At 73.5% G+C, this 17,777-nt stretch carries 15 protein-coding genes and 2 pseudogenes; 14 read left to right on the forward strand and 3 right to left on the reverse strand.

All coding sequences use genetic code 11. From position 1 onward, the window contains the following. Positions 1 to 271: 271 nt before the first annotated feature. Together ACFW6P_RS00080 and ACFW6P_RS00085 are read right to left on the reverse strand one after the other, a co-directional pair. Positions 272 to 1,072 carry a DUF3097 domain-containing protein gene (locus ACFW6P_RS00080; protein ID WP_386349987.1) on the reverse strand — a complete coding sequence of 267 codons (801 nt, stop codon included), beginning with the start codon at positions 1,070 to 1,072 and terminating at the stop codon, positions 272 to 274. Positions 1,073 to 1,103: 31 nt separating this feature from the next. Further along, positions 1,104 to 1,835, reverse strand: a complete 732-nt coding sequence (locus tag ACFW6P_RS00085) for an MBL fold metallo-hydrolase (RefSeq protein ID WP_386349990.1) — start codon at positions 1,833 to 1,835, stop codon at positions 1,104 to 1,106. Positions 1,836 to 2,006: 171 nt separating this feature from the next. On the opposite strand from ACFW6P_RS00085, the gene hrcA reads away from it, so the two are divergent. The 10 genes from hrcA (at position 2,007) to ACFW6P_RS00135 (ending at position 12,889) form a co-directional block, all read left to right on the forward strand. After that, positions 2,007 to 3,023, forward strand: coding sequence for a heat-inducible transcriptional repressor HrcA (gene hrcA / locus ACFW6P_RS00090; RefSeq protein ID WP_386349993.1), 1,017 nt, complete (start codon positions 2,007 to 2,009; stop codon positions 3,021 to 3,023). Then, complete coding sequence (dnaJ, locus tag ACFW6P_RS00095; protein ID WP_386349996.1) at positions 3,023 to 4,156, forward strand: molecular chaperone DnaJ; 1,134 nt, start codon at positions 3,023 to 3,025, stop codon at positions 4,154 to 4,156. The genes hrcA and dnaJ overlap by 1 nt, the downstream gene beginning before the upstream one ends. A 246-nt stretch (positions 4,157 to 4,402) precedes the next feature. Continuing rightward, complete coding sequence (locus ACFW6P_RS00100) at positions 4,403 to 5,476, forward strand: nitronate monooxygenase (RefSeq protein ID WP_386422415.1); 1,074 nt, start codon at positions 4,403 to 4,405, stop codon at positions 5,474 to 5,476. Further along, a complete protein-coding gene (locus ACFW6P_RS00105) occupies positions 5,473 to 6,213 on the forward strand; it encodes a 16S rRNA (uracil(1498)-N(3))-methyltransferase (RefSeq protein WP_386350001.1) in 741 nt (246 codons plus the stop codon). The genes ACFW6P_RS00100 and ACFW6P_RS00105 overlap by 4 nt, the downstream gene beginning before the upstream one ends. 16 nt (positions 6,214 to 6,229) lie before the next feature. Continuing rightward, positions 6,230 to 6,622 (forward strand): VOC family protein, encoded by a 393-nt coding sequence (locus ACFW6P_RS00110; RefSeq protein ID WP_386422418.1) that lies wholly within the window; start codon positions 6,230 to 6,232, stop codon positions 6,620 to 6,622. 49 nt (positions 6,623 to 6,671) lie between these two features. Continuing rightward, a complete protein-coding gene (locus tag ACFW6P_RS00115) occupies positions 6,672 to 7,226 on the forward strand; it encodes a hypothetical protein (protein WP_386422421.1) in 555 nt (184 codons plus the stop codon). 90 nt (positions 7,227 to 7,316) lie between these two features. Next, positions 7,317 to 10,463 (forward strand): S41 family peptidase, encoded by a 3,147-nt coding sequence (locus ACFW6P_RS00120; RefSeq protein ID WP_386350347.1) that lies wholly within the window; start codon positions 7,317 to 7,319, stop codon positions 10,461 to 10,463. Between the two features lie 121 nt (positions 10,464 to 10,584). Continuing rightward, the gene (locus tag ACFW6P_RS00125) at positions 10,585 to 10,938 is read left to right on the forward strand and encodes a histidine triad nucleotide-binding protein (RefSeq protein WP_386350009.1); all 354 of its coding nucleotides are present in this window, start codon (positions 10,585 to 10,587) and stop codon (positions 10,936 to 10,938) included. Positions 10,939 to 10,943: 5 nt separating this feature from the next. Next, positions 10,944 to 11,876 carry a ribonuclease Z gene (locus ACFW6P_RS00130; protein ID WP_386350012.1) on the forward strand — a complete coding sequence of 311 codons (933 nt, stop codon included), beginning with the start codon at positions 10,944 to 10,946 and terminating at the stop codon, positions 11,874 to 11,876. A gap of 20 nt (positions 11,877 to 11,896) precedes the next feature. Next, positions 11,897 to 12,889: an adenosine deaminase gene (locus ACFW6P_RS00135; RefSeq protein ID WP_386350015.1), complete on the forward strand. Its 993-nt coding sequence runs from the start codon at positions 11,897 to 11,899 to the stop codon at positions 12,887 to 12,889. Positions 12,890 to 12,909: 20 nt separating this feature from the next. Here ACFW6P_RS00135 and ACFW6P_RS00140 read toward each other — a convergent pair. After that, a pseudogene (locus ACFW6P_RS00140) lies at positions 12,910 to 13,278 on the reverse strand (MFS transporter); the annotation flags it as partial. 7 nt (positions 13,279 to 13,285) lie between these two features. Here ACFW6P_RS00140 and ACFW6P_RS00145 point away from each other — a divergent pair. The 4 genes and pseudogenes from ACFW6P_RS00145 to ybeY all read left to right on the forward strand — a co-directional run. Next, positions 13,286 to 13,648 (forward strand): annotated as a pseudogene (locus ACFW6P_RS00145) (enolase C-terminal domain-like protein); the annotation flags it as partial. 172 nt (positions 13,649 to 13,820) lie between these two features. Then, positions 13,821 to 14,960, forward strand: a complete 1,140-nt coding sequence (locus ACFW6P_RS00150) for a carbohydrate kinase family protein (RefSeq protein ID WP_386350018.1) — start codon at positions 13,821 to 13,823, stop codon at positions 14,958 to 14,960. Positions 14,961 to 15,115: 155 nt separating this feature from the next. Next, positions 15,116 to 17,263 carry a PhoH family protein gene (locus ACFW6P_RS00155; RefSeq protein WP_386350021.1) on the forward strand — a complete coding sequence of 716 codons (2,148 nt, stop codon included), beginning with the start codon at positions 15,116 to 15,118 and terminating at the stop codon, positions 17,261 to 17,263. A 14-nt stretch (positions 17,264 to 17,277) separates the two neighbouring features. Beyond that, positions 17,278 to 17,775, forward strand: a complete 498-nt coding sequence (gene ybeY / locus ACFW6P_RS00160; RefSeq protein ID WP_386350024.1) for an rRNA maturation RNase YbeY — start codon at positions 17,278 to 17,280, stop codon at positions 17,773 to 17,775. The last annotated feature ends 2 nt before the right edge of the window (positions 17,776 to 17,777 follow it).

A 17,777-nucleotide genomic window follows, 5' to 3' on the forward strand; every position in this document is an offset into this window, starting at 1 on the left:
GGCAGCTGCGCCCGGGGGCGGGTGGTTCACGCCGGGCGGCGTGGTTGCCGGGGCCGGGGTGTCGCGGAGCCCGGCGGAGCGGGGTGCCGCTGCGCCCACTCGTGCCGCACCTGGCGGCAGCTGCGCCCGGGGGCGGGTGGTTCACGCCGGGCGGCGTGGTTGCCGGGGCCGGGGTGTCGCGGAGCCCGGCGGAGCGGGGTGCCGCTGCGCTCACCCGTGCCGCACCTGGCGGCACGATCGCCCGCAGCTGCGTCCGGGGGACGCCTGGGGCTCACGCCGTCACGAAGTCGATCAGTTCCTCCACGCGCCCCAGCAGCTCCGGCTCCAGGTCCTTGTAGGACCGCACCCCGGAGAGGATCCGCTGCCAGGCGGCGCCCGTGTTATCCGGCCAGCCCAGGGCCCTGCACACGCCCGTCTTCCAGTCCTGGCCGCGGGGGACCCGGGGCCAGGACTCGATGCCCACGGAGGCCGGTTTCACCGCTTCCCAGATGTCGATGTAGGGGTGCCCGACCACCAGGGCGTGGTCGCTGGTCACCGACTGGGCGATCCGCCACTCCTTGCTGCCGGGGACCAGGTGGTCGACCAGGACCCCGAGGCGGGCGTCGGGGCCGGGGGCGAAGGAGCCGACGATCGAGGGCAGGTCGTCGACGCCCTCCAGGTACTCCACGACCACGCCCTCGATGCGCAGGTCGTCGCCCCACACCTTCTCGACCAGCTCGGCATCGTGCCGGCCCTCGACGTAGATCCGGCCGGCGCGGGCGACGCGGGCGCGTGCGCCGGGGACGGCCACCGAGCCGGAGGCGGTGCGGGTGGGGCGTGCCGGGCCGCCGGACGAGGGACGGACCAGCGTCACGGCCCTGCCCTCCAGCAGGAAACCGCGCGGCTCCATCGGGAACACCCGGTGCTTGCCGAAGCGGTCCTCCAGCGTGACCGTGCCCGCCTCGCAGCGGATCACCGCGCCGCAGAAGCCCGTCCCGGACTCCTCGACCACCAGGCCCGGATCCGCAGGGACCTCGGGGACCGGCGTCGGCTTCTTCCACGGCGGGGTCAGGTCCGGAGAGTACTGGCGCATTCGGATGACGATAGGAGAAGCGGCGGGGCGATCACGGAGACACGCCGAAACGGGCCGCCAGCGCGTCCCGCTGGGCCCGGACGAACGCCGCGTCCACCACCGCTCCGTGACCGGGCACGTACACCGCGTCCTCGCCGCCCAGGGCGAGCAGCCGGTCCAGCGCGTCCGGCCACCGCGACGGCACGGCGTCCGGGCCCGCCTGCGGCTCGCCGGACTCCTCGACCAGATCGCCGCAGAACACCACCTCGGGATCGCCCGGCACCAGCACCGCCAGGTCGTACGGGGTGTGGCCCGGGCCCACGTTCGCCAGCAGCACCCGGCATCCCGCGCCCAGGTCGAGGGTCCACTCGCCGGAGACCGGATGGCGGGGCGCGGCCAGCCGCTCGGCCGCCTCCCGCGCCACGTCCGCCGCCAGGCCGTGGCGTACCGCGTCCGCGCGCAGCTCCTCGCGGTCGCGGGGTCCCGTCAGCGCCGCGGCCGCGCCCACCGCCGCGAACACCTCCGCCTCCGGGAAGGCCGCAGCCCCGAAGACATGATCGAAGTGGGGGTGCGTCAGAGCGAGATGTGTCACACGGCGGCCGGTGAGCGACCGGGCCTGCTCCCGCAGCCGCGCCCCCTCGGCCGGGCTGGATCCCGCGTCGATCAGCAGGACCGCGTCCGCACCGGAGACCAGCCCCGCCGTGCAGTCCCACACCGGCAGCCTGCACCGCCCGACCCCGGCGGCCACGCGCTCCCACCCGAGCTCTTCCCAAGTCACCGTCATACCGCGACGCTAGCGGTGACCCCCGCCGCGGGCGCGGCGCCGCACGACCAGCCTTGCCGACGGTGTACCCCACCGCCGTACACTGGGCCGGGGAACGCTGGCACTCGCCTGCGCAGAGTGCCAGGCCGCCAACGGCGGGCAACGGGCGGACGACTTCTGGAGGTGTGCGCGATGCTCAGTGAACGCAGACTGCAAGTGCTACGCGCCATCGTCCAGGACTACGTCGGCACCGAGGAGCCGGTCGGTTCCAAGGCCCTCACCGAGCGGCACAACCTCGGCGTCTCCCCGGCGACCGTCCGCAACGACATGTCGGCCCTCGAGGACGAGGGGTACATCGCCCAGCCGCACACCAGCGCCGGGCGCATCCCCACCGACAAGGGCTACCGCCTGTTCGTGGACAAGCTCGCCGGCGTCAAGCCCATGACCGCGCCCGAGCGGCGCGCCATCCAGAACTTCCTGGAGGGCGCCGTCGACCTCGACGACGTCGTGGCGCGCACGGTGCGGCTGCTGGCGCAGCTCACCCGCCAGGTCGCCGTCGTGCAGTACCCGTCGCTGACCCGGTCCACCGTGCGGCACGTGGAGCTGCTCTCCCTGGCGCCCGCGCGCGTGATGCTCGTGCTGATCACGGACACCGGGCGCGTCGAGCAGCGGGTGGTCGACTGCCCGGCCCCCTTCGGCGAGGCCTCGCTCGCGGATCTGCGCGCGCGCCTCAACAGCCGTGTGGCGAACCGCCGTTTCGCGGATGTGCCGAGTCTGGTGGAAGATCTCCCGGAGGCGTTCGAGCACGAGGACCGGGGTACGGTCTCCACGGTGCTCTCCACACTCCTGGAGACGCTCGTCGAGGAGAACGAGGAGCGGCTGATGATCGGCGGCACCGCCAACCTGACGCGCTTCGGTCATGACTTCCCCCTCACGATCCGGCCGGTGCTGGAGGCGCTCGAGGAGCAGGTCGTGCTCCTCAAGCTGCTCGGTGAGGCGAAGGATCCGGGCGTGACCGTCCGTATCGGTCACGAGAACGCCCACGAAGGACTCAACTCCACGTCCGTCGTGTCGGTCGGCTACGGTTCGGGCGGCGAGGCAGTAGCCAAGCTCGGCGTGGTCGGACCGACCCGCATGGACTACCCGGGAACGATGGGAGCGGTACGCGCAGTGGCACGGTACGTCGGACAGATCCTGGCGGAGTCGTAGTGGCCACGGACTACTACGCCGTACTCGGCGTGCGCCGCGACGCGTCGCAGGAAGAGATCAAGAAGGCCTTCCGGCGGCTCGCCCGCGAGCTGCACCCGGACGTCAATCCGGATCCGAAGACCCAGGAGCGGTTCAAGGAGATCAACGCCGCCTACGAGGTGCTGTCGGACCCGCAGAAGAAGCAGGTCTACGACCTCGGCGGCGACCCCCTCTCGCAGGCAGGAGGCGGCGCGGGCGGCTTCGGGGCCGGTGGCTTCGGCAACTTCTCGGACATCATGGACGCCTTCTTCGGCACGGCGTCGCAGCGCGGACCGCGCTCACGCACCCGCCGCGGCCAGGACGCCATGATCCGCATCGAGGTGGAGCTCGACGAGGCTGCCTTCGGCACCACGAAGGACATCCAGGTCGACACGGCCGTCGTCTGCAACACCTGCAACGGCGAGGGCGCCGCGCCGGGCACCTCCGCGCAGACGTGCGACATGTGCCGCGGCCGCGGTGAGGTGTCGCAGGTGACCCGGTCCTTCCTGGGCCAGGTCATGACGTCCCGCCCGTGCCCGCAGTGCCAGGGCTTCGGCACGGTCGTGCCGACGCCCTGCCCGGAGTGCGCCGGTGACGGCCGCGTGCGGTCCCGCCGTACGCTCACGGTCAAGATCCCGGCCGGTGTCGACAACGGCACGCGCATCCAGCTCGCCGGCGAGGGCGAGGTCGGCCCCGGCGGCGGTCCGGCCGGCGACCTCTACGTCGAGATCCACGAGCTGCCGCACGCCACCTTCCAGCGGCGGGGCGACGACCTGCACTGCACGGTGACGATCCCCATGACGGCGGCGGCCCTGGGCACGAAGGTGCCGCTGGAGACGCTCGACGGCATGGAGGAGGTCGACATCCGCCCGGGCACCCAGTCCGGCCAGTCGATCCCGCTGCACGGCCGGGGCGTCACGCACCTGCGCGGCGGCGGACGCGGCGACCTCATCGTCCACGTCGAGGTGCAGACCCCGACCAAGCTCGACCCCGAGCAGGAGCGGCTGCTGCGCGAGCTGTCGAAACTGCGCGGCGAGGAGCGCCCCACGGGGCAGTTCCAGCCGGGGCAGCAGGGGTTGTTCTCGCGGTTGAAGGATGCGTTCAACGGGCGCTGACGGGGGCGGTCCGGTCTCTGCCGGGGGTCCGGGGGTCGTCTCTCGGGCGGGCGCGGTCAGCCGGGGCAGCAGGGGTTGTTCTCGCGGTTGAAGGATGCGTTCAACGGGCGCTGACGGGGGCCGTCCGGAGGCGCTTCGAGGCGCCCCGGGCGTGCCGTCCGGCCAAGAGGAAGGGCATGTTCCTCTGGTCTATGCCGCCGGAAGGCCGGATTCGGACTCGTGCGGAGGACGTGACACCATGCCGTCATGTCCTCCGCACTGACCGATCTGTTCCCCCTGCCGATCGTGCAGGCGCCCATGGCGGGCGGCGTCTCGGTGCCGCAGCTCGCGGCGGCCGTGTGCGAGGCGGGCGGGCTCGGGTTCCTCGCCGCCGGTTACAAGACCGCCGACGGGATGTACCAGGAGATCAAGCAGATCCGGAGCCTCACCACCAGGCCCTTCGGCGTCAACGTCTTCCTGCCCCAGCCGGAGTACGCCGACCCCGCTGCCGTCGACGTCTACGCCCACCAGCTGGCCGGCGAGGCCACCTGGTACGAGACCGAGCTCGGTGATCCGGAGAGCGGCCGCGACGACGGCTTCGAGGCGAAGCTCGTGGTGCTGCGCGACAACCCCGTTCCGGTGGTCTCCTTCCACTTCGGCGTGCCGAGCCGTGAGGTGGTCGACGCGCTGCACCGCGTCGGCACCTTCGTCCTGGCCGCCGCGACCACCCCCGACGAGGCCCGGGCCGTCGAGCGGGCCGGGGCGGACGCGGTCATCGCGCAGGGCGTCGAGGCGGGCGGCCATCAGGGCACGCACCGGGACGTCCCCGAGACGGACGGTTCCGGCCTCGGGCTGCTGTCGCTGGTCGCCCAGGTGCGCGAGGCCGTCGGCATCCCGATCGTCGCCACGGGCGGCATCATGCGCGGCGGCCAGATCGCCGCGGTGCTCGCCGCGGGCGCGAGCGCGGCCCAGCTGGGCACCGCGTTCCTCGCCACGCACGAGTCGGGCGCGCACGCCCTGCACAAGCAGGCGCTGACCAACCCCCTGTTCGTCCGGACGGAACTGACCCGGGCGTTCTCGGGCCGGCCCGCGCGCGGCCTCGTCAACCGCTTCCTGCGCGAGCACGGTCCCTACGCGCCCTCCGCGTATCCCGAGCTCCACCACCTCACCGCTCCGCTGCGCAAGGCCGCCGCCAAGGCGGGTGACGCGCAGGGCATGGCGCTGTGGGCCGGGCAGGGCCACCGGATGGCGCGGGAGCTGCCGGCCGGACAGCTGGTGGAGGTCCTCGCGGGCGAACTGGCGACGGCCCGGGCGATGCTGGCCGGTGGGGGTGCGCGGTGACCGCGCCGGTGTTCGTCGTCGGGCACTTCGACGCGGGCGGCGCCGGACGGTACGTCCTCGACGGGCCGGAAGGGCGGCACGCCGTCTCCGTGAAGCGGCTCAAGCCCGGTGAGGACGTCGTGCTCACGGACGGCGCCGGTCGCTGGGCGGACTGCGTGGTGCTCGGCACCGAGGGCAAGGACCGGCTGATCGTCCAGCTGGACTCGGTCGCCGAGGAACCGCCGGAGCGGCCGCGGGTGACCGTCGTGCAGGCGCTGCCCAAGGGCGACCGCGGGGAGCTGGCCGTCGAGACCATGACCGAGGTCGGCGTCGACGCGGTCGTGCCGTGGGCGGCGGCCCGTTGCATCACGCAGTGGAAGGGCGACCGCGGGGCGAAGGCGCTCGCCAAGTGGCGGGCCACCGCCCGGGAGGCCGGCAAGCAGTCGCGCCGGGTGCGCTTCCCGGAGGTCGCCGACCTGGCCACGACCAAGCAGGTCGCCGCGCTGCTGCGGGACGCCGACTTCGCCGCCGTGCTCCACGAGAGCGGCGAACTCCCCCTGGCGACGGCCGCGTTGCCGTCCGCCGGCGAGATCGTCCTGGTCGTGGGGCCCGAAGGGGGAGTGGCGCCGCAGGAACTGGCGCTCTTCGAGGAAGCGGGGGCCGAGGCGTACCGCCTCGGGCGCAGTGTGCTGCGCACATCGACCGCCGGGACCGCTGCCGCGGCCGTGCTCCTGGCCCGCACCGGCCGCTGGTCCTGACCCCGCTGGAGGCACCGTGGAACTCGCCCAAGTCCGTCTGCTCGTGTCCGACTTCTCCGCCTGCTACCGGTTCTACGGCGAGGTCCTCGGCCTCAAGCCGCAGTCGGGGGCGGCGGACGGGCCGTACGAGAAGTTCAGCCCCGCCGTCGGCTCCGCCGGGATCGCCCTGCAGGACCGGTCGGTGATGGCCGGGGTGCTCGGCGAACTGGGGGACGCGGCGGCCGGGCACCGCTCCCTGGTCGTGCTGCGGGTGGACGGACTGGACGCGTACTGCGAGGAGATCACCCTGCGCGGCGCCTCGGTCCTGCACGGCCCGGCCCCGATGACGGACCGCATGCGCGTCGCCCATCTCAAGGACCCCGAGGGCAACGTGGTGGAACTCCAGGAGTGGCTGCTGTTGCGCGCCTGACGCCTTTGCGCCCTACCGCGCGGCCCCCGTCGGTGGCAGGCTGCCCTCCATGGGGGTTCTGAGGAGGGTCCGGACCGGGCCGCGCGGCCGGCGGGTGGCGGTCGCCGCGGTGTTCGCGGTCGTCGCCGTCGCGGGTGCCGCCGCCTGCGAGCCGGGCGACGGCATCAGCTCCGTGGCCGTCGCCTACACCACCGACAAGGTCGTCACCAAGGAGCTCGACCGCCAGAAGGCCGGTGTGCGCTGGCTCAGCTGCACCGCCTCCTACGGCAGCGGCGGCAAGGCCACCAAGCCGTCGCCCTCGGCGAGCGAGCGGACCGTCGCGACCGTCGACTGCAAGGGGCAGACCGACGACGGCGAGGACATCACCGTCGACGGCAAGGTGACCCACGCCGTGGACGGCGCCTGTGTGCGCGGGAACATCACCGCCAAGGTGGACGGCAAGGTCTGGTTCCAGGTCGACGGACTCGGCGACTGCGACGCCACCCCGTCACCGGTGGGCGGCGGGAAAGGCGACGGGCGGCCCGGACCCGCCGTGACCGTGACCGTCACCCAGACCATCTGGTGCGACCGGTACCCGGACTGCCGCCCTGTCGAGGGCAAGTGATCCGAACCCCGCCCGCGCGGCGCCCTCCCTGCATAGGGTGATCAGGTGACTTCGCCTGCTTACCTCCGGTTCCCTCATGTGCGCGGCGACCTGGTCGCCTTCACCGCCGAGGACGACGTGTGGCTCGCGCCGCTGGACGGCGGCCGGGCCTGGCGGGTCAGCGCCGACAACGTGCCGGTGACCCAGCCCCGCATCTCGCCCGACGCCACCACCGTCGCCTGGACCTCCACCCGCGACGGCGCCTCCGAGGTCTACGTCGCGCCGGTCGACGGCGGACCCGCCAAGCGCCTGACCCACTGGGGCAGTTCGAAGACCCAGGTGCGCGGCTGGACCCCGGACGGAGAGGTCCTGGCCATCAGCACCCAGGGCCAGGCGAGCCTGCGCCGCACCTGGGCGCGTGCCGTGCCCCTGGACGGCGGCCCCGCCGCGACCCTGCCGTACGGGCCCGTCGGCGACGTCGCGTTCGGGCCGCACACCGTGCTGCTGTCCGCGCCGATGGGGCGTGAGGCCGCCTGGTGGAAGCGGTACCGGGGCGGCACGGCCGGGAAGTTGTGGATCGACCCCGGGGACGACGGGGAGTTCGTGCGGCTCCACGAGGACCTCGACGGCAACATCGAGTACCCGCTGTGGGTCGGCGACCGGATCGCGTTCCTCTCCGACCACGAGGGCACCGGCGCGCTCTACTCCTCCCTCGCCGACGGCTCCGACCTCCGCCGGCACACCCCCCTCGGCGGTTTCTACGCCCGGCACGCCGCGACCGACGGCAGCCGTGTCGTCTACGCCGCCGCCGGCGAGCTGTGGACGCTGGACGACCTGGACGGGGCCGAACCGCGCCGCCTCGACGTGCGCCTGGGCGGCCAGCGCGTCGACCTCCAGCCGTTCCCGGTGAACGCCTCGCGCTGGTTCGGGTCGGCCTCCCCCGACCACACCGCGCGGGGCAGCGCCGTCTGCGTCCGGGGCTCCGTCCACTGGGTCACCCACCGCTCGGGACCGGCCCGCGCGCTGGCCGCGACCCCCGGCGTCCGGGCCCGGCTGCCGCGCACGTTCCGCGCCGACGGCGAGGAGTGGGCGGTGTGGGTGACGGACGCCGAGGGAGACGACGCCCTGGAGTTCGCGCCCGCCACCGGCCTCGCCCCGGGGGCGACCCCGCGCCGGCTCGCCGCCGGGCGGCTCGGCCGGGTGCTGGACCTCGCGATGGCCCCCGACGGCAGCCGGGCCGCCGTCGCCTCGCACGACGGGCGCCTGCTGCTCGTGGAGCGCGAGACCGGCGAGGTCCGCGAGGTGGACCGCAGCGAGGACGGCGACGTCTCGGGCCTGGTCTTCTCGCCCGACTCGGCCTGGCTGGCCTGGTCCCACCCCGGCCCCCGCCCCCTGTCCCAGCTGAAACTCGCCAACACCACCGACCTGTCGGTCACCGAGGCGACCCCGCTGCGCTTCCAGGACTACGCGCCCGCCTTCACCGCGGACGGCAAGCACCTCGCGTTCCTGTCGACCCGCTCCTTCGACCCCGTCTACGACGAGCACGTCTTCGACCTGGCCTTCGTCGAGGGAGCCCGGCCACACCTGATCACCCTCGCGGCGACCACCCCGTCCCCGTTCGGCCCGCAGCGGCACGGCCGCTCCTTCGAGACGCCCGACCGCGAGGAGACCCCCGACAGCGAGGGCACCCCCACCACCCGCATCGACCTCGAAGGCCTCGCCGACCGCATCGTGCCCTTCCCGGTGGAGGCCGCCCGCTACTCCCACCTGCGCGCCGCCAAGGACGGGGTGCTGTGGCTGCGCCACCCGGTCGCCGGCGTGCTCGGCGCGTCCCGGGCCACCCCGGACGACCCCGAGCCCAAGACCGAGCTGGAGCGCTACGACCTCGCCCAGCAGCGCCTCGAGCATCTCGCCGTGGACGCCGACCACTTCGCCGTCAGCGGCGACGGCAGGCGGGTGCTGCTGTGGACGGACGGACGGCTGAAGGTCGTCCCCAGCGACCGGCGCGCCTCCGGCGACGACGACAGCGACTCCAACATCACCGTCGACCTGGGCCGTGTCCGCCAGTTCGTCGACCCGGCCGCCGAGTGGCGGCAGATGTTCGACGAGGCCGGCCGCATCATGCGCGACCACTTCTGGCGGCCGGACATGGGCGGCGTCGACTGGACCGGCGTCCTCGACCGCTACCGCCCGGTCGTGGAGCGCTGCGCCACCCACGACGACCTCGTCGACCTGCTGTGGGAGGTCCAGGGCGAACTCGGAACCTCGCACGCCTACGTCACCCCGCGCGGCGGCCACGGCGGCGGCGCCCGCCAGGGGCTGCTCGGCGCCGACCTCTCCCGCCACGAGGACGGCACCTGGCGGGTCGACCGCATCCTGCCCTCCGAGACCTCCGACCCCGACGCGCGCAGCCCGCTGGCCGCCCCCGGCGTCGCCGTACGCCCCGGGGACGCCGTCCTCGCGGTCGCGGGACAGCCGGTCGACCCGGTCACCGGCCCCGGCCCGCTCCTGGTCGGCACGGCGGGCAAGCCGGTGGAGCTGACCGTCTCCCCGTCCGGCGGCGGCGACCCCCGGCACGCCGTCGTCGTCCCCCTCGCCGACGAGGAGCCCCTGCGCTACCACGCCTGGGTCGCCGACCGCCGCGCCTACGTCCACGAGAAGTCCGGCGGCCGCCTCGGCTATCTGCACGTCCCCGACATGCAGGCGCCCGGCTGGGCCCAGATCCACCGCGACCTGCGCGTCGAGGTCGCCCGTGAGGGCCTGGTCGTCGACGTCCGCGAGAACCGCGGCGGCCACACCTCCCAGCTCGTCGTGGAGAAACTGGCCCGGCGCGTCGTCGGCTGGGACCTGCCCCGGGGCATGCGCGCCGAGAGCTACCCGCGTGACGCGCCGCGCGGCCCGGTCGTCGCCGTGGCCAACGAGTTCTCCGGCTCCGACGGCGACATCGTCAACGCCGCGATCAAGGCCCTCGGTATCGGCCCGGTGGTCGGCACCCGCACCTGGGGCGGCGTCATCGGCATCGACAGCCGCTACCGCCTGGTCGACGGCACCCTGGTCACCCAGCCGAAGTACGCCTTCTGGCTGGAGGGTTACGGCTGGGGCGTGGAGAACCACGGGGTGGATCCGGACGTGGAGGTCGTGCAGCGCCCCCAGGACCACGCGGCGGGCAGGGACCCCCAGCTGGACGAGGCGATCCGGCTGGCGCTGGAGAGTCTCGAGACGGCACCGGCGAAAACGCCTCCGGGCCTGCCCACGTGAGGGGCGCGGGGCTGAGTCCGTGTGCGGCTCCGCCGCGTGGGCGCGACCAGCCCCGCCGCACCCGCGCCCGACGGCGATACGATGCGCGGCAAGACCGATCTCGGCTCACCCCGGAGGGACCATGGCAGGGGAACCCCAGGACGACTGCCTCTTCTGCAAGATCGTCGCGGGCACCATCCCGGCGACCGTCGTGCGGGAGACGGAGACGACCGTCGCGTTCCGCGACATCAACCCCCAGGCCCCCACCCATGTGCTGGTCATCCCCAAGGCGCACTACCGCGACGCCGCCGCCCTCGCCGCCGCCGACCCGGCGCTCACCGCCGACGTGCTGCGCGAGGCCCAGGCCGCCGCGGACGAGGACAAGCTGGACAGCTTCCGCCTCGTCTTCAACACCGGCGCCGGCGCCGGCCAGACGGTCTGGCACGTGCACGCCCACGTCCTCGGCGGCCGCGGCCTCGAATGGCCTCCCGGGTAGGCGCCGTGTCCGTACGCGAACTCGTCGTCCTCGGGACCGCCAGCCAGGTCCCGACCCGGCACCGCAACCACAACGGCTACCTGCTCCGCTGGGACGGCGAGGGCATCCTGTTCGACCCCGGCGAGGGCACGCAGCGCCAGATGCTGCGCGCCGGTGTCGCCGCGCACGACCTGAACCGGATCTGCGTCACGCACTTCCACGGCGACCACTCGCTCGGTCTCGCCGGGGTCATCCAGCGGATCAACCTCGACCAGGTGCCCCACGAGGTCACCGCCCACTACCCGCGCTCCGGGCAGCGCTTCTTCGACCGGCTCCGGTACGCCACCGCCTATCGGGAGACCGTCGACCTCGTCCAGGCTCCGGTGGCCGCCGACGGCACCCTGGCCCGCACGGACGGCTACACGCTCCAGGCCCGCAAGCTGTCCCACCCCGTGGAGTCCTACGGCTACCGGCTCGTCGAGCCCGACGGCCGGCGCATGCTGCCCGAGCGGCTCGCCGCGCACGGCATCACGGGACCGGACGTCGGCAGGATCCAGCGGGAGGGCTCACTCGGCGGGGTCGCCCTGGAGGACGTCAGCGAGGTGCGGCGCGGACAGCGGTTCGCGTTCGTCATGGACACCCGGCTGTGCGACGGCGTGCACGCGCTGGCCGAAGGCTGCGACCTGCTCGTCATCGAGTCGACCTTCCTCGACGAGGACGAGCAACTCGCCGTGGAGCACGGGCACCTGACCGCCTCTCAGGCCGCCCGGGTGGCCCGGGACGGCGGGGTGCGGCACCTGGTGCTCACGCACTTCAGCCAGCGCTACACCGACCCTGGGGGTACCTCCCGGACGGAGTCCGGGGGAGAGTTCGAGCGGCAGGCCCGGGCCGCCGGGTACGAGGGCGAGCTGACCGTGGCGCACGATCTGCTGAGGGTGCCGGTTCCGAAGCGTCGGTGAAACGGCCGTACGATGAATTGATGTCCCTCCCCAAGGCCGAACTGCACCTTCACATCGAAGGCACCCTGGAACCTGAGCTCACCTTCGAGCTCGCCGCGCGCAACGGCGTCACCCTGCCGTACGCCGACACCGGCGAGCTGCGCGAGGCGTACCGGTTCGAGGACCTCCGGTCGTTCCTGAACCTGTACTACGAGCTCATGGCCGTGCTGCGCACCGAGCGGGACTTCGAGGACCTGGCGAACGCCTATCTCGCCCGCGCCGCGGCGCAGGGCGTGCGGCACGCGGAGATCTTCTTCGACCCGCAGGCCCACACCGCCCGCGGTCTGGAGCTGGGAACGGTCGTCGAGGGCCTGTGGCGGGCGCTGGGGAGCAGCGAGGCGCACCACGGTGTCTCCACCCGGCTGATCCTGTGCTTCCTGCGCGACGAGTCCGCCGAGTCGGCCCTGGCGACCCTGCAGGCGGCCCGGCCCCATCTGGACCGGATCACCGGCGTCGGCCTGGACTCGGCCGAGGTCGGGCACCCGCCGGCGAAGTTCCGCGAGGTCTTCGAGGCCGCCGCGGCACTCGGCCTGCGCCGGGTCGCCCACGCGGGCGAGGAGGGCCCGCCCGAGTACATCACCGAGGCGCTGGACGTCCTCGGGGTCGAGCGGGTCGACCACGGGCTGCGCTGTACGGAGGACCCGGCGCTGGTGGAGCGGCTGGTGCGCGACCGGGTGCCGCTGACGCTGTGCCCGCTGTCCAACGTCCGGCTGCGGACCGTCGACACCCTCGCCGACCACCCGCTGCCCGCCATGCTGGACGCCGGGCTGCTGTGCACGGTGAACTCCGACGACCCGGCCTACTTCGGCGGCTACGCCGGTGACAACTTCGACGCCGTGCGGCGGGCCCTCGGCCTGGGCGAGGAGCGGCTGCGCGAGCTCGCCCGCAACTCCTTCCTCGCCTCGTTCCTGGAGGACGACGAGGAGCTGCGGGCGCGGTACCTCGCCGAGGTCGAGGCCTACACCTTCGCGTAGGCCCCGGCCGCGGACCGGCCTCAGAGGACCTCCGACCCCGCCTTGCCGTAGGCGCGCCGGGCGGGGACGGCGGGGGTCCCCAGCGGGATCTCGACGACCGGCTGCTCCGGGGCGCCGATCTCGGGCACCGCGCCGGTCGGGGTGCCGGTGGCGGCGGCGACCAGGGCGGCCGGGTGGCCGCCGCGCCGGCGGATCGCGCCGGGCGGCAGCGGGCGCCCGCCGGTGTGCAGGGCGACGGCGGTCATCGGCAGGGCGATCACCAGCAGCCCGGCGCCGAGGACCACGCCCCTGGCCGGGAAGCCGGCCTGCGCGGACAGCACGCTGCCGGTCAGCGGCCCGGCGGCCGTGCCCAGCGAGGACGCCGAGCCCACCAGCACCGCCCAGCGCCCGATCTCCCCCGAGCGGTACGGCTTCACCTCCTTCAAGCTCAGGGGCGGCGTCCTCCCGCCCGACGAGGAGGTCGCCGCCGTCAGGGCGCTGGCCGAGGCCTCCCCCGGGCGGCCGCTGCGGCTGGACCCCAACGGCGCCTGGCCGGTGGAGACCTCGCCGCGGGTGGCCGAGGAGCTCGGCGGGGTCCCCGAGTACCTGGAGGACCCCACCCTCGGCACACCCGGCAAGGCCGAGGTCGCCACCAACATGTGCGTGACCACGTTCGCCGGGATCGAGGAGGCCTTCACCCGCCGCGCCGTGCCGGCCGTGCTGTGCGACCACCACTACTGGGGAGGGCGCCGCGGGACCGCGACGACGCCGCGGCCATGCGTGTCGCCGACCCGCGGTGGGTGGCGCCCCCGGTGCACCGCTGGCAACGGCCGGGCGGGGGCGCGCGGGGCCTCGCGCGCTGACGGGACGGACGGGTCCGGCGTGATCGGCGTCACGTCGCCGGTGATGTGGTGCAGACTGGCCTGGTCCGCACCACGTCAGGGAGCGCATCGTGACCGCCTCCACCGCCCCGGCCGGAAAGGGCCCGGCCGGAAAGGGACCGCACCGCCGGACCCAGGTCGACCCCCTCGCGCCGCTGCGCACGCCGGACGACCCGCCCTGGGACGTCTACCTCACCGGGACCGTCTTCCTCGACATCGTCTTCACCGGGCTCGACTCCGCCCCGGTGCGCGGGACCGAGTCCTGGGCGCGCGGGATGGGCTCCAGCCCCGGCGGCGTCGCCAACATGGCCACCGCCCTGGCCCGTCTGGGCCTGCGCACGTCCCTCGCGGCGGCCTTCGGCGACGACCACTACGGCGACTACTGCTGGGACGCCCTGGAGCACGGCGAGGGCATCGACCTCTCCCCCTCGCGCACGGTGCCCGGCTGGCACTCCCCGGTCACCGTCTCCATGGCCTACGAGGGCGAGCGCACGATGGTCTCGCACGGCCACGAGCCGCCCCCGGAGGAACCGGCCCCGCAGTGCCCGCCCCGCACGCGGGCCGCCGTCGCCTCCCTCGCCCCCGGCGTGAGCGCGTCCTGGATCGCCGAGGCCGCGAGCAGGGGCACCCGGGTCTTCGGCGACGTCGGCTGGGACGACACCGGCGCCTGGGACCTCGCGGGCCTGCCCGACCTGCGGCACTGCGAGGCGTTCCTGCCGAACGCCGAGGAGGCCATGCGCTACACCCGCACCGACTGCCCCCGGGCGGCCGCGCACGCCCTCACCGCGTACGTGCCGCTCGCCGTGGTCACCCTCGGGGCCGACGGGGCGTACGCGGTGGACGGGCGTACGGGCGAGACGGCGGAGGTCCCGGCGATCGAGGTCGAGGCGCTCGATCCGACCGGGGCCGGGGACGTGTTCGTCGCCGGGTTCGTCGCCGGGACGCTGGCGGACTGGCCGCTGGCCGACCGGCTGGCCTTCGCGGGGCTGACGGCCGCGCTGTCGGTGCAGGAGTTCGGCGGGTCGCTCTCGGCGCCGGGGTGGTCGGAGGTCGCGGCGTGGTGGCGCCGGGTGCAGTCGGTGCGGGGACAGTCGCCGCAGGCGCTCGGGCGGTACGGGTTCCTCGCGGAGCTCGTGCCGGAGGAGGAGCTGGTCAGGCCCTGGCCGCTGCGGCGGGCCGTACCGACGATCGGGTTCCGCCGCCCGGCGTGACCCGGCCGGGCCACGGGCCCCGCGAGGGGTTTCCGGCCCCGCCCCCCAAAACCCCTACGGCGTTGTCACCGCCCCGTCGTACCCTGGGGATTGCGAGGCCGCCCTCAGCTACGCGGCCGTGACGAGGAGGAACCGCAGGCCTTCAGCGCCGGCCCATGACTCAGACATCCACAGCTCACACCTCCGCGCAGGAGCAGGCGAGAGCACAGTTCACCGTCCCCGCCCAGCACCCCATGGTGACCGTCCTGGGGTCCGGCGACTCCCTTCTGCGCGTGATCGAGAAGGCCTTCCCGGCGGCCGACATCCATGTCCGGGGCAACGAGATCAGCGCGGTCGGCGACCCGAAGGACGTCGCCCTCATCGCGCGCGTGTTCGACGAGATGATGCTGGTGCTCCGCACCGGGCAGCCGATGACGGAGGACGCAGTGGAACGCTCGATCGCCATGCTGAAGGCGAGCGAGAACGGGGAGAGCGACGGCCAGGAGACCCCGGCCGAGGTGCTCACGCAGAACATCCTGTCCTCGCGAGGCCGCACGATCCGCCCCAAGACGCTCAACCAGAAGCGCTACGTGGACGCGATCGACAAGCACACGATCGTCTTCGGCATCGGCCCCGCGGGCACCGGCAAGACGTACCTGGCGATGGCCAAGGCGGTGCAGGCCCTGCAGTCCAAGCAGGTCAACCGCATCATCCTGACCCGCCCCGCGGTCGAGGCCGGCGAGCGCCTCGGCTTCCTCCCGGGCACGCTCTACGAGAAGATCGACCCCTACCTGCGCCCGCTGTACGACGCGCTGCACGACATGCTCGACCCGGACTCGATCCCGAAGCTGATGGCGGCGGGGACCATCGAGGTGGCGCCGCTGGCCTACATGCGCGGCCGCGCGCAACCGGTCTTCACCAAGGTCCTCACACCGGACGGCTGGCGTCCCATCGGGGACCTCCAGGTCGGCGACCTGGTCATCGGATCCAACGGCGAGCCGACACCGGTCCTCGGCGTCTATCCGCAGGGCGAGCGGGACATCTACCGCGTCACGGCCCAGGACGGCGCCTGGACGCTGTGCTGCGGCGAGCATCTGTGGACGGTCCGCACGGCCGCCGACAAGCGCCGCGACAAGCCGTGGAGGGTCCTGGAGACCCGGGAGATGATCGGCAATCTGCGGGCGGCCCACGCTCGCCGGTACGAACTGCCGATGCTCACCGCGCCCGTCCGTCTGCCGGAGCGAGAGGTCCCCATGGACCCCTACGCGCTGGGACTGCTGCTCGGTGACGGGTGCCTCACGGGTTCCACCACTCCCTCCTTCGCCACCGACGATCCGGAACTGGCCGAGGCGCTGGAGGCCTCGCTGCCCGGTGTCGCAGTGCGGCACGGGAGCGGACCGGACTACGTCCTCAACCGGATCAAGTCCCCCGGCGACGTCATCACCCTGGAGAACCCCGTCACAGGTGTCCTCCGTGAACTGGACCTGCTGCGCACTCGCTCGCACTCCAAGTTCGTTCCGGACGACTACCTGCACAACTCGGCCGAGGTACGGCTGGCGGTCCTCCAGGGGCTGCTCGACTCCGACGGCGGCCCGGTCACGCAGAAAGACCGCACCTGCCGGATCCAGTACACGACGACGTCGGCCCTGCTCCGCGACGACGTGATCGCCCTGGTGCAGTCGCTGGGCGGTGTCGCGTACACCCGCCGCAGGGCCGCCGAGGGCCGCAAGCCCGGGCTCGCGAAGGGGCGCGCGGTCCACTACCGGTACGACACTCACGTCATCGACATCCGCCTCCCCGAGGGCATCGAGCCGTTCCGCCTGCCCCGCAAGCGCGACAAGTACCTCGCTGCCGGAGGCGGCGGGCGCCCGATGCGGTTCATCGACAGCATCGAGCCCGCCGGCCGGGAGGAGACCGTCTGTATCCAGGTGGCGGCCGAGGACTCGCTGTACGTCACGCAGGACCACCTGCTGACGCACAACACCCTCAATGACGCCTTCATCATCCTGGACGAGGCCCAGAACACCAGCCCCGAGCAGATGAAGATGTTCCTCACCCGCCTCGGCTTCGACTCGAAGATCGTGATCACGGGTGACGTGACACAGGTCGACCTCCCCGACGGGACGAAGAGCGGTCTGCGCCAGGTCCAGGAGATCCTGGAGGGCGTCGACGACGTGCACTTCTCCCGGCTGTCGTCGCAGGACGTGGTCCGGCACAAGCTGGTGGGCCGTATCGTCGACGCGTACGAGAAGTACGACACCGAGCACGGCACCAGCAACGGCTCGCACAAGAGCCGCGGCAAGTCCGCGCACAAGGGGAAGTAGACAAGCACAACACCATGTCGATCGACGTCAACAACGAGTCCGGAACCGAGGTCGACGAGCAGGCGATCCTCGACATCGCCCGCTACGCGCTCGCGCGGATGCGCATCCACCCGCTCTCCGAACTGTCGGTGATCGTCGTGGACGCCGGCGCCATGGAGCAGCTCCACCTCCAGTGGATGGACCTGCCGGGCCCGACGGATGTCATGTCCTTCCCCATGGACGAGCTGCGCCCGCCGTCCAAGGACGACGCCGAGCCGCCGCAGGGGCTGCTCGGCGACATCGTGCTGTGCCCCGAGGTCGCCGCCAAGCAGGGGGCCGACGCGCCCACGCAGCACTCCATGGACGAGGAGCTCCAGCTGCTCACCGTCCACGGCGTGCTGCACCTGCTGGGCTACGACCACGAGGAACCGGACGAGAAGGCCGAGATGTTCGGCCTGCAGGCCGCCATCGTGGACGGCTGGCGCACGGAGCGGGGCCTGACCGGCCCGTCGCCGGCGCCGACGGTCGCGTAGCG

Origin of the sequence: Streptomyces sp. NPDC058741 (genome assembly GCF_042746715.1) — a bacterium.
Lineage (GTDB): Bacteria > Actinomycetota > Actinomycetes > Streptomycetales > Streptomycetaceae > Streptomyces.